This is a genomic window from Turicibacter faecis (genome assembly GCF_037076425.1).
In the GTDB taxonomy this organism is placed as follows: domain Bacteria; phylum Bacillota_I; class Bacilli_A; order MOL361; family Turicibacteraceae; genus Turicibacter; species Turicibacter faecis.
Genome location: NZ_AP028127.1, coordinates 2,313,108 through 2,325,391, shown reverse-complemented (window position 1 = coordinate 2,325,391; position 12,284 = coordinate 2,313,108). Strand labels below are relative to the sequence as shown.

At 36.0% G+C, this 12,284-nt stretch carries 10 protein-coding genes; 6 read left to right on the top strand and 4 right to left on the bottom strand.

Annotated features, from left to right (window positions below):
- Positions 1–76: 76 nt before the first annotated feature.
- From AACH31_RS11290 to AACH31_RS11280, 3 genes are all read left to right on the top strand, one after another.
- Positions 77–1,690 carry a DEAD/DEAH box helicase gene (locus tag AACH31_RS11290; RefSeq protein ID WP_161832736.1) on the top strand — a complete coding sequence of 538 codons (1,614 nt, stop codon included), beginning with the start codon at positions 77–79 and terminating at the stop codon, positions 1,688–1,690.
- 74 nt (positions 1,691–1,764) lie between these two features.
- Entirely contained in the window at positions 1,765–3,423 is a 1,659-nt protein-coding gene (locus AACH31_RS11285) for a SulP family inorganic anion transporter (protein WP_262950785.1), read from the top strand.
- A gap of 38 nt (positions 3,424–3,461) precedes the next feature.
- Positions 3,462–3,869 carry a GNAT family N-acetyltransferase gene (locus AACH31_RS11280; RefSeq protein ID WP_161832738.1) on the top strand — a complete coding sequence of 136 codons (408 nt, stop codon included), beginning with the start codon at positions 3,462–3,464 and terminating at the stop codon, positions 3,867–3,869.
- Between the two features lie 70 nt (positions 3,870–3,939).
- Here the strand turns inward: AACH31_RS11280 and AACH31_RS11275 are convergent, their stop codons facing one another.
- The 3 genes from AACH31_RS11275 to AACH31_RS11265 are packed head-to-tail and all read right to left on the bottom strand — an operon-like array spanning position 3,940 to position 5,729.
- The gene (locus AACH31_RS11275) at positions 3,940–4,530 is read right to left on the bottom strand and encodes a manganese catalase family protein (RefSeq protein ID WP_161832739.1); all 591 of its coding nucleotides are present in this window, start codon (positions 4,528–4,530) and stop codon (positions 3,940–3,942) included.
- 15 nt (positions 4,531–4,545) lie between these two features.
- Complete coding sequence (locus tag AACH31_RS11270; RefSeq protein ID WP_161832740.1) at positions 4,546–4,794, bottom strand: spore coat protein CotJB; 249 nt, start codon at positions 4,792–4,794, stop codon at positions 4,546–4,548.
- Positions 4,794–5,729, bottom strand: a complete 936-nt coding sequence (locus AACH31_RS11265; RefSeq protein WP_237658984.1) for a hypothetical protein — start codon at positions 5,727–5,729, stop codon at positions 4,794–4,796. The genes AACH31_RS11270 and AACH31_RS11265 overlap by 1 nt, the downstream gene beginning before the upstream one ends.
- Before the next feature lie 750 nt (positions 5,730–6,479).
- Between AACH31_RS11265 and AACH31_RS11260 the strand changes: the two genes are divergently transcribed.
- From AACH31_RS11260 to AACH31_RS11250, 3 genes are all read left to right on the top strand, one after another.
- Positions 6,480–6,698 carry a hypothetical protein gene (locus AACH31_RS11260; protein ID WP_161832741.1) on the top strand — a complete coding sequence of 73 codons (219 nt, stop codon included), beginning with the start codon at positions 6,480–6,482 and terminating at the stop codon, positions 6,696–6,698.
- 337 nt (positions 6,699–7,035) lie between these two features.
- Positions 7,036–7,611: a hypothetical protein gene (locus tag AACH31_RS11255; RefSeq protein ID WP_161832742.1), complete on the top strand. Its 576-nt coding sequence runs from the start codon at positions 7,036–7,038 to the stop codon at positions 7,609–7,611.
- Positions 7,612–8,826: 1,215 nt separating this feature from the next.
- Positions 8,827–9,591 carry a hypothetical protein gene (locus AACH31_RS11250; RefSeq protein ID WP_161832743.1) on the top strand — a complete coding sequence of 255 codons (765 nt, stop codon included), beginning with the start codon at positions 8,827–8,829 and terminating at the stop codon, positions 9,589–9,591.
- A gap of 144 nt (positions 9,592–9,735) precedes the next feature.
- On the opposite strand, the gene AACH31_RS11245 is transcribed toward AACH31_RS11250, so the two are convergent.
- A complete protein-coding gene (locus tag AACH31_RS11245; RefSeq protein ID WP_338617667.1) occupies positions 9,736–12,207 on the bottom strand; it encodes a glycoside hydrolase domain-containing protein in 2,472 nt (823 codons plus the stop codon).
- Positions 12,208–12,284: the final 77 nt, after the last annotated feature.

Genomic DNA, 12,284 nt, shown 5'->3' with positions numbered 1-12,284 from the left:
TAAAAACATGCACTATCGTAAGTGATCATCGATTCATTTACGTTTTTTTGTGTTTTAGATAGAAAGGAAGCAAAGAATGACTCAAATTAAATTTAATGATCTTGCTTTATCGCCTGCGATTTTAAAGGCAATTGAAGAAATCGGATATGTAAATCCATCACCAATTCAAGCAGAAGCTATCCCAGTTGTATTATCTGGAAAAGATATTATCGGACAAGCCCAAACCGGAACAGGGAAAACGGCTGCGTTTATGTTACCAATTTTAGAGAAAATTGACCACAAAAGCCGTCACGTGCAAGCCTTAGTATTATGTCCAACACGTGAATTAGCGGTTCAGGTTCATGAAGAATCTAAAAAGTTCGCACGTAATATGCGTGACGTACACATTTTATCAATCTATGGAGGGCAATCATATGATCCTCAAATTCGTGCCTTAAAGAAAGGGGTACAAATCGTTGTCGGAACACCAGGTCGTGTCATGGACCATATGCGCCGCGGAACGTTAAAGTTAGATAACTTAAAAATGTTAGTTTTAGATGAAGCCGATGAAATGTTAAACATGGGATTCAAAGATGATATCGAAGAGATTTTAGAAAAAACACCGGAATCTCGTCAAACAGTTATGTTCTCAGCAACAATGGCTCGTGAAATCATGAACATTGCGAAAACTTATCAAAAATCTCCTGAAATCGTTAAAGTAGTTTCAGAAGAGTTATCAAATAAAAAAATCGACCAATACTTCGTAGAAGTACGTCGTCAAGATCGTGTTCATGCAATGATTCGTTGCATCGACATGATGGGATTAACATCATCAATTGTCTTCACAAATACAAAACGTGAAGTTGATGAGTTAGTTTCTAAGTTACAAGAAGAAGGATATGTAACAGAAGGATTACATGGAGATTTAAAACAAGCACAACGTGACCGTGTTATGAATAGTTTCCGTCGTAAAAATGTTAATATCTTAGTTGCAACAGATATCGCGGCTCGCGGAATTGATGTTAGCAACGTTGAAGCTGTTTTTAACTATGATATCCCATTAAATGAAGAAAATTATGTACACCGTATCGGACGTACAGGTCGTGCAGGAATGACGGGATTATCAATTACATTTGTATTCGGAAAAGATATGTTCCGTATTCGTCGTATTGAAGAATATACAAAAACAAAAATGTCTAAGATGCCAATTCCAACCGTAGAACAAATTCAAGAGAAACGTTCAAATCATGTGATTGAAGATGTTATTTCTAACCTTGAGGGACAAGACTTCACAAAAGAAAACGAGTTAATTGCAGCGATTTTAGAAAAAGGATATAGCTTAGAACAAGTAGCAGCTGGATTATTACGTATGAACATTGGGCAATCAACAAAAGATTATGCACCAATTCAAGAGGTATCAGCTAATACGAAGTCTAAAGGAATGCGTAAAAACGAAGTTCGTTTATTCGTAAATGTTGGTTCTAAACAAAAAGTTAAAGCGAAAGACTTCGTTGGAATGTTAACGAAAAAATCAGATATTCCAGCACGTGCGATTGGTGATATTGATGTTTATAAAAAATTCTCATTCATCAATGTTGATAAAGCACATGCAAACGCAATTATCCGTAAATTAAATTCGAAATTAATTAATGGAAAACCAGTTCGTGCTGAAAAAACAGCACCTGGAGCGTCAATGCCAAAAGGGAAGTAATTCAAAAGCCTTCATAATATAATTATGAAGGCTTTTTCTTTTGATTAAGAATCATATGAAAGGGAGTATGAAGAGTGTCAACGCGGTTAAAGCCTAAATTATTATCAGTTATGAAAACTTACACAAAAGAGCAGTTCGTTAAAGACGCCATAGCGGGAGTGATTGTTGCAGTAATTGCACTCCCGTTATCGATTGCTTTAGCTATTTCATCAGGTGTTTCACCTGAGCAAGGATTATATACCGCGATTATTGCTGGTTTTTTCATTTCATTACTTGGTGGAAGTCGAGTTCAAATCGGGGGACCAAGCGCTACATTTATGGTAGTTGTTTATGGGGTTGTTGCTAGTCATGGTGTAGAAGGATTGCTACTTACTACGATATTAGCTGGAATTATTTTAATATTATTTGGATTGTTACGATTAGGGAGTATGATTAAGTATATTCCATATCCTATTACTGTCGGGTTTACGAGTGGGATTGCCTTGACGATTTTTAGTTCACAAATTAAGGACTTTTTTGGGATGACGCTTGAAAATGTTCCGACGGGATTTATTGATAAGTGGAAACTTTATTTCTCATCGGCCAATCAAATTCATTGGATGCCGTTTATTATCGGTTTGATTGCATTGATCATTTTAATGATCTGGCCAAGAATAAATAAAAAAATTCCAGCCTCTTTAGTTTCGATTGTTGTGACGACGGTACTAGTAGCACTCTTGAATTTAGATGTGCCAACGATTGGAACACAGTATACTCATCTTTCATCCACCTTTCCAAGGCCCTCGTTCCCAGAGGTGACGTGGAATAAGATTGAGATGTTGATTTCCCCGGCGTTTACAATTGCTTTTTTATGTTCACTCGAGTCGCTGCTTTCGGCGGTTGTATCAGATGGAATGATTGGAAGTAAGCATCGTTCGAATATGGAGTTGGTCGCTGAAGGTGTTGCGAATATTGCGTCGGGAGTGTTCGGGGGGATGCCGGCAACAGGGGCGATTGCTCGAACGGTGGCTAATATAAAAAATGGTGGACGCACTCCAATTGCAGGGGTAGTTCATGCGGTGACGTTATTATTTATCTTGTTATTTTTAATGCCATTAGTGAAAATGATTCCATTAGCAACGTTGGCGGCCGTGTTAATTATGGTTTCTTACAATATGAGTGAGTGGCGAATGTTTAAAAGGTTGTTAAGTGCACCTAAAAGTGATGTGTCAGTTTTACTTGTGACGTTTTTCTTAACGGTATTATTTGATTTGACGCTTGCGATTAGTGTGGGAATGGTTTTAACGTCGTTCTTATTTATGAAACGGATGACGGATGTGACGAATGTTCAAGGATTTGAGTTGCACGATGAGGAGGAGGAAGGCCAACTTTTAGATGAAGAGTTAAAGGAGGTCTTGTCCGATGAAATTTTAATTTATGAAGTGAATGGTCCATTTTTCTTTGGAGCCGCGGATAAGTTTTTAGATTCGATTCAATCTTTACAAGGACCGTCTAAAGTTTTAATCATTCGACTTCGAAATGTTCCGGTGATTGATGCCACAGCGGTTCATGCACTGGAGTTGTTACAGGATACTTGTCGTCGTTCGAACACAACCCTTATCTTGAGTGAAATTAACGATAAACCTTATCAGGTGGTTAAGCGTGTTGGATTGGTGAGGGAGATTGGTCGTGAGCAAGTGTGTCGTTATTTTGATCAGGCGGTTGAACGTGCGAAACAGCTGGTGTGTCGGTAAGAAGTTATGAGAATAGGGGATGGCAGCAGGAGGATATCATGAAAAGAATTAGACGAATTTCATTGGATGAGGTTTGGAAGATGCGCCACGAGGTGATGTGGCCGGATCAATCGATTGAATATATTCAATTACCGAATGATGATCAAGGAATTCATTTAGGATTGTTTGTTGAGGATAGTCTTGTAAGTGTCATTTCGTTATTTATCGATGGAGATGAGGCGCAGTTTCGAAAGTTTTGTACACAGACAAACTTTCAAAATAGGGGTTATGGGAGTGAATTGTTACAATATACGATGGATTACGCCAAGGGGCGAGGAGCGAAAGCTATTTTTTGCAATGCCCGAGTGACGAAGTGTTCATTTTATGCTAAATTTGGGCTGATTAGGACGGAAAACCGATTTGTAAAGGGTGGAAAAGAGTACGTCGTGATGAGAAAAACGTTATAATTAATAGGGTGATTTTAAATCGCATCAGAAAAAGGGGCTGTCTCTTCGGAGATAGCCCCTTATTTTATTATTAATCTTCGTCTTTCATGAAGAAATAACGATTGGTACTGAAGTGGTCTTGAACATCCATTAATGTTTCACCAAAGCGTTGGAAATGGACGATTTCTCGTTCGCGAAGATAGCGTAAGACAGATCGTACATCTTCATCAGTTGCGATATCGAGTAAGTGTTCGTATCCGGCACGTGCTTTTTGTTCGGCTGCCATGTTGGCAGTTAAATCGGCAACTGGATCGGAAGTGACTGAAATGTAGCTAGCTTTCCAAGGGACTCCGTTTGGATCGGCTAAAAAGATTCCTGTTCCGTGAACGGAGTAAGTTGGATCAAATCCCGCTTTTTTTAATTCTTCTATGGAAGCTCCATCTGTTAACTGGTAAATTAAAGCTGATACCATTTCAAGATGTGCAAGTTCTTCTGTCCCAATGTCGGTTAATGTTGCAATTGATTGATCAGTTGGCATGGTGTAACGTTGTTGGAGATATTCCATAGAGGCTGATAATTCTCCGTCTGCTCCACCGAGCGCACTGAAAATATTTTGTGCCATTTTTGGGTCGCGTTTTTTAATATCGACTGGCATTTGTAGTCTTTTTTCATAAATCCACATGTTTTTCTTTCCCCCTTATTTATTTTGCCAAGGCCAAGGTCCTTGAATCCAATTGCCTTCTGCGTCAACAGTTTGGTGACCAAAGTTCATAAGAGGCCCATATTTTTTTTCATATTCTCGGACTAACTTTTGAAGTTCTTCTGAAAGTTTTTTGTGGTCTTTTAATGCTTTAGCATCACCGGGATGTGTATCAAGAAATAGGTGAATGTCGTGCACGATTAAACTAATCGCTGAAATTTGTGTTAATAATTGATCTTTAGTCATTAGTGTTGACCTCCTTTAAAAATGAAAACCGCTGGTGCCGAAACTTTTTTAGGGGTATAAGGAGAATAAAGTTCATTGAATCCTGTTCCTTGTTGCATCGTTTGTGCAGGCGTGTTGTATCCTTGATAAGTTTGAGATTTAACATAAGTTGTTGCTAACGGAAGAGTTTCGCAAGTCATTCCTACTTGGTCAGCTCTTGGTTGTGAAGCAACAGTTGCTTGGTAACCCATTTGACTATTTGCGTAGTACTCATTTTGCATTAAGTATAAGTTATAATCTTGTTGGGTTGAACTTTTGAGTGGTTGTTGATCAACGTAAACTAATTCATCACTGACAGGATATTGTTTTTTATCCACAACTTGTTTTGAAACGGTTGGTTGCATTAATGGAACTTTTGCATCTACAGGTTCTAAGTAAGCTTCAACATAGGTTGTTTTTTTATGTTTAGCTGTTGTTGTTTGGGTACTAGCGACTTGTGGTTCTGTTTTTTGAACAGGTTGTGCCACTGGAGCAACTGGTTTAGGTTGAACATCTACAGGCATCACCGGTTGTTGGACTGGAGCCACATAGGGCTGTGCTTTACAAACGGGTGCAGGAGCAGGGACAGGCGCAGGTGCCTGACACATAGGTGCAGGAGCGACAACTTGTGGATAAGTTGTTGGTACGACAGGTTGTTGAGTCGTTACTGGTTGGTAAGGGGCAGAAGCCACAGGTTGTTGAGTCGTTACTTGCTGATAGGTAGTGGCAGTAACGGGTTGTTGAGTCATCACCTGTTGATAAGTATCCACAGGCATTACTGATTGTTGCATCATAGGGAAACCAGCTTGAACCGGAGTTGTTGGATAAGCTCCTAATGCTGGTGTGGGTTGTCCAATCATACCAGGTTGGGCAACACCGGGAGTTTGAACCGTTGTATTATAAGGATTATAAATCACATTTACACCTAATCAAAACAATTTCGTTTTGATGATGTTCACACGAGGGCGCTACGCTCGTGCAGTTCTCATAAGAACGTCTCATATTTTCATATGAGTGCAGACTATATCATTCCCCATCTAAAAGGGGGATCCTCCACTTCGGTCATCCATCGCTTATGACCTACTCCCTCTCGGGATAGTCGTTGAAGTTTCCTCTATTCGAGGCTTACCTGCTGATCGTCCATTGCACGAACACTTAGGATTTAACCATATGCCATCTCATTCATTTTTTCTACTTTCGTCACCTTCACGCTTAAAACTATTCGCTTTTACGTTGTGGTTGAATGAGCTTTAGGAGATTCCAGCAATTCAAAGGATGTTGAAGAGTACGACTCTCACTCCATGCTTGTTTCCAAACATGGGAGGCATTACCTCCATTTAGAAAGTTTAAAAAATGTGTGAACCTCCTCCAAAGTTCTCAAATTCTTTAAACTTGTAGGCATCATCAACTTGCCTAATCTTAATATATGACAAGATTTTTAAGGAGTGACAAATTTCTCATGAGAAAAAGAGAGAGTGTGCCCCTATAACAGAGAAAGATTTCACTCATAACAGAAGAGGTCTTGAACGAGAAAAAATCTAAATCTTAAGAAGAGGGAGGGGGGATGTTTGTAAAGTCGTGGCAGATGGTTAGGAAAAGATGAATCATAAAAAAGAGAAAAGAATGTTATAATATAAATAATTAAAAGGAATAGGGAGTGCGAGTGGATGATCAGATTAGAATATCGAACGACAATGGATGAATTAATCGAGATGCACGTTCTCGTAAAGGGGATGAGTAAGTGTTGGCGACGGTTCTTGATTAAGGGGAGGATTAAACGGGCGGTGCGTACTTATCCTGGATTATTAAAAGATAAGGTCGTTGAAATCAAGGGACGAAGAGTGACGGCTTATTATGAGGAGCGAACCCTCGGGATTGAGGCCTAACGCCTGATCAAGTTTAACGATAAGTATTATTTGTATGATCAATATCATCAGGGCATTGCGGTTGTTCCACAGTATCTTTTTAAATCAGAGGAAGAGGAAAACTTATTTTTAGAGGAGTTAGATTTGCCTGTAGAATCGGTGAAAGAATAAAGTTGAGGGGGAGAAAAGGCGGATGGAGAGTAAAAATAAGGGATTGAGGTTTATCAAGAGGCATCATCTATTACCAGTCATAGCATCTATTCCAGCACTTATGCTTATCGTACATATTCTGTTTCCTACAGTAGAGGGTTTTATTTTTAAGTATATTGCTTTTAGGTTTTTAGCACTGGGGGTATTGTTGGTATTCGCAACCTGGTTTGTAGATGTATGTCAATATGGTCTTTGTTTGATTTATTTAGCGTATCGGTATTTAAAGTCGGTCAGAAAAAGAGAACCTTTACCTGTTGCTTTTTGGATTGTTAATGCCTTTTTGTGTGGTAAGTTATCTATCCTCTACATCGGTATATACATTATGGAGGGGACGAGGATTACTATAGGTAACGAAGGTTATCAGTTGATTTCTAACCCGATTTATGTTATTTTCTTATGGATTACTGGATGGTGTTGTTCTACTAGAATTTTAAAAAGCGATAAATTAATCGCTTGGTTATTTTTAATTTTTATAATGATAATCGGGGGACTTCTAGCATCGACGTTGGTCGCATTTAATATGGATTATTTCTGCATCCAACTTCAATTAGTATGGTATGCGATATTTTTTTGCGAAATATTGTTGATAAAACGGATTTTAGACAAACCATATCTCGCCGATAAATGGATTGGATGGAAAAAAACACTACTCGTACTCTTCATTTGTATTCCGCTTATGACTTTTATTAGTTTTTATATCCTATTCGGGCTAGCAAGATATTAAGCGAAAAAAGAACCTAATAGACCATAAATAGGACATAAGCAGGTAATTAACACGTATCGAAAAAAAGCAAGATTCGCTGTACGCTGAATCTTGCTTTTTATTTACGATTTTCTGGAATTATTTTTGACAAAGGTAAAAAGTTATTTCATCCCCATCTGTTTGAATACAACAGATGGGAATGATTTTTGTTGATTATGCTTGGATAATTAATGGACGGTCCTTCAAGTTTCGTTTATTCAGTGCTATACTTATGATTATTAAAAGGAGGAAGGGATTAACATATGAGGAGTAAATATCAACGATTAAAATTTATAGAAAAATATCATCTATTACCAGTCATAGCATCTATTCCAGCAATCACATTTATCTTATACCAATTATTACCTGATTTCTCGGTGTTAAATTTTGATGTATCACATGAGGCGGCTTTACTTATTTTTATATTGGTGATTCCAACTATTGGGTGTTTATATTTGGTAAATTTATTTGTATTTTTTCCTTATCTAATATATATGTATTTTAGCACTTTAAGGAGGAAACTTCCCTTATCTCCTACTTTTAGGTTAATTAATAGAGTTTTTATTAGTATATTATTAATTATTTTTATAATAACTGCTGATTATAATAGATATATTTTTCCTGTTCAGTATGATACATGCTTTTTTAATAAGTTTATTTATGGTCTTCTTTTATTGAGCATAGGGTGGGGGTGTTCGGTAACAAGATTTAAAAATAAAACCCGTATAATTAATCTAATATTTATTTTTATTATATATCATTTTTTGAATGCATTTTTTTATGGTATTGAATTGCATCAGACAATTATGTTTTTATTTGCAAACATTTCATTTTTTGCTGAAATATTTTTATTTAAGGAAGTGTTAAATAAAAACTCTCTTTGAGATAAAACTTGATAATGAACTTAAAAATAGAAACTAGCAATCCATACTTTAATTGTAAGTGGGTAATTATAACACGTATCGAAAAAAAGCAAGATTTGCTGTACACTAAAGGTGCACTGAATCTTGCTTTTTATTTATAATTGTCTTGAATAATTTTTGGTCAAGGTAAAAAGTTGTTTCATCCCCATCCGTTTGAATACAACAGATGGGAATGATTTTTGTTGATTATGCTTGGATAATTAATGGACGGTCCTTCAAGTTTCGTTTATTTAGTGCTATACTTATGATTATTAAAAAGGGAGGGGATGAACATATGAGGAGTAAATATCAACGATTAAAATTTATAGAAAAATATCATCTATTACCAGTCATAGCATCTATTCCAGCACTTATGCTTATCGTACATATTCTGTTTCCCACGTTAGCGTATTTTATTTTTAAGGATACTGATTTTAGTTTTTTAGCACTGGGTGTATTACTGTTATACGTAACCTGGTTTGTAGATGTATTTCAATATGGTCTTTGTTTGATTTATTTAGCTTATCGGTATTTAAAATCGGTAAGAAAAAGAGAGCCGCTCTCTGTTGCTTTTTGGATGGTTAATGCTTTTTTGTGTGGTAAGCTATCTATCTTTTACATCAGTGTATACATTATGAAGGAGATAAGTGCTAGCTTAGGTTGGAACGGTTATGCTTTTATTTCTAACCCGATTTATGTTATTTTCTTATTGATTACTGGATGGTGTTGTTCTACTAAAATTTTAAAAAACGATAAATTAATCGCTTGGTTGTTTTTAATTTTTATAATGATAATTGGGGGACTTCTAGCATCGACGTTGGTCGTCAATAACGGAGATTACGTTCACGGAGATTATTTCCTCATCCAACTTCAATTAGTATGGTATGCGATATTTTTTTGCGAAATATTGTTGATAAAACGGATTTTAGACAAATCATATCTCGCCGATAAATGGATTGGATGGAAAAAATCACTACTCGTACTCTTCATTGGTATTCCACTTATGACTTTTATTAGTGCTTATATTAACGTCGCACTGTATTGGTTATATAATTTTTGATCCAGGTAATTTCACCCCCCAAAAAATTATAGAACTAGTACTTCTCTATAAGTGTTATAGTACCAAAGAGCCAAGATATTAAGCGAAAAAGGAACCTAATAGACCATAAATAGGTTATTAGGTTCCTTTTTTTATTTTTAACAATTAACGACTATTACTTACCTCATTTGTAACAAAATTTTTAAAGGCTTCGTTTGCAGCATCATAATATATTGTGTCTAGAAAGGGCCCGTTTAGCACAAATCTAAATCCCCAGTATATCCCATCTCCTTTATTTATTTCATCGCAGAGGTTATAAAATTGCTTAATATCCCCAGAAAAATTATTTTTAATATATAGTGTTGATCGCTTAAAACAATTTGTTTTGGCATTAGTAATAAAATACTCTTGAAATAAAGCTGAAAAATAATCTCTTTTTAACAAGAGTCCAATGTTTACGGCATCAATGTCACTAATATAATCTTCAAGACTGAATAAAGTATCGTATTGTGGATTACAAATATGTGATTTTGCAAATTGATTTAAAAAGTTTATATCTTTACTTCCTTCAGTTCCGTTATAAACATCTTTTGCAAAGGTTGTTAAATCTCCTCCCCATCCTGAAAACAAATTAATTTGTTCTTCAATAAAAGAAAGAAGAGGGTGCATATAGTCTATTCCATGCGCGGTTGCTGCCATATGATAGAAGTCATAATTTAAAGAAGTGACAGGATCAATAAAATTAAGTGTTAAGTCTGTTAGCTCACTGTCAACTAATTTACAGAAATCACCATCAATTGGACCAGCAGTACAATACCATAACAAAGTGTTCATACTACTTCGTTTGAGATTATATTGCGTAATAAATTTGTTTAAAAGTTCATATTTTTCTTCTTCTGTTTGTACATAAGAGATTTTGAGATTGATTTTTTCAAGTGTAGCAGTAAAATCTGCTATTTGAGTTGGTGTATACTCTTCACCGTAGCCTCCTAATTTTCTTAAGTACTGTAAAGTTAATGAATTGATATTTTGTGCTGTTGCGCTTGTACCCTTATTTTCTAAATAAGTACGCGCAACCCTTTCAATTTTTATTAATGAATTATAGACTTGCCCAATTTGTGTAGGCTTACTTAATAAATTAAATCCCTTATCAAGTCTAGATATAGCTACCTTATCAATGCTAATTCTTCCATTTCCCTCACCAATGGTGATATCAGTTGCGAATTGATCAAATGCCCATAACTCTGGCATTGTAAATCCTAAATTTCCACTAAATCCATAGGAAGCATCTGAAACAAAAAGATTATCAATTCTGAATGTGGCATTTTCATATTTTCTTAATAGTCTACATACATTCCGTGTTCCATAAACTCCAATATTGTAGGGAGAGTCAATTTGGGAAAAGTATTGGTTAATTCCTTTAAAATAAGGATAGACGTAATTGGTGATTTCAGCCTCTTGTGGATCGTAATCTACCGCAAAATAGATCGTTGTTCCGCTTGGAATACATAAGTCATAAGCTGCCTGAACCGCCTTTTGAGCATGGGTATATCCTTGTTGTTGATTAAAGGCAGAATTCGCGGCCCCGTATTCTTGAAAGATTGGGAAAATAGATAATCCATTTTTTAAGATAAGCTCAACTTCTGATTTAGTCATCTTTTTATCTAAAGTTCCATTTTCTACATTTGTTAAATATCGCCCAACGATTTCATATCCATGATTTTTTAGTGTTTCAATTTTATTTTGATCTAATCGTGTAGAGGTATCACAACCTTTTGCAGAACGTGAAGTATCTCCGTTACTACTCAATAAAGATCGAATAATTGAATAACCAATTTTATTTGGCGTTTTTTCAATTAATAATGAATTAGCAAAATCTTTCGTTGTCGCTTCTAATTCAGCGTCATAAACACTTGAAGACGTATTAATTGAATATCCATTACAAACCACAGCATATTTAACTAAAGTAACAAAAACATTAGAATCTCCTAATGATACTGTTGGACATCTCTCAATTGTTGTTGGACCCCATGCTCCCGTTGCATCAGATGCTGAAATTCCTTCTTCTTTTTGTAAAGCATACATTAGCATTTTATTCATGTCTCGATCATATAAACCGTTACATGGACAAATTTGATAAAAATCATAGTATTCATAATTTAGTTTTTGTTGAATTTCACGAATTTCTTCTCTCCCACCAGGTAATAAAGTAAATGCACTCATATCTAATAATCCGCGCATGATATCTCGATTCATATTTCCTGACGCAGTGGGAAATCCCATGTCTGCTTTTAGTTTTTTAACAGCATCATATGTTCCATTTCCATAGTAACCTGTGAATCCACCAGGATTGTATCCTTTGCACCATAAACCTCCCTGAACAATATAAACAAGATTACCTTCACTTCCTTGGTTAATAGCTGGACATTGCCTATAGGTGGTCGGTCCAAAAGCATCGCTAGTTTGTGTAATCCCCAACTCAATTTGTAACGCACGTCGTAGGGCATAAATAGTTGGCCATCCAGTTTTACCATTGACTTCAATCGTATTGAATCGACCAGAGGGTTCATATTTTCCGTATGTATCGTTCAACCATTGTTGAACTTCTGCTACTCTTTCATCTCTTTTGGTTTCCATAGGTACACTCCTTTAAGTTAAATTGGATTTTCGTCGTTATCGACAAATTAATTTAATCAGATAGGTTGTGCAGCTGG

Bases quoted from the DNA above. Each gene is read 5' to 3' on its own strand.
- AACH31_RS11250 (WP_161832743.1), top strand. From the start codon at position 8,827: ATGAGGAGTAAATATCAACGATTAAAATTTATAGAAAAATATCATCTA.
- AACH31_RS11270 (WP_161832740.1), bottom strand. From the start codon at position 4,794: ATGACTAAAGATCAATTATTAACACAAATTTCAGCGATTAGTTTAATC.
- AACH31_RS11275 (WP_161832739.1), bottom strand. From the start codon at position 4,530: ATGTGGATTTATGAAAAAAGACTACAAATGCCAGTCGATATTAAAAAA.
- AACH31_RS11290 (WP_161832736.1), top strand. From the start codon at position 77: ATGACTCAAATTAAATTTAATGATCTTGCTTTATCGCCTGCGATTTTA.
- AACH31_RS11280 (WP_161832738.1), top strand. From the start codon at position 3,462: ATGAAAAGAATTAGACGAATTTCATTGGATGAGGTTTGGAAGATGCGC.
- AACH31_RS11245 (WP_338617667.1), bottom strand. From the start codon at position 12,207: ATGGAAACCAAAAGAGATGAAAGAGTAGCAGAAGTTCAACAATGGTTG.
- AACH31_RS11260 (WP_161832741.1), top strand. From the start codon at position 6,480: ATGATCAGATTAGAATATCGAACGACAATGGATGAATTAATCGAGATG.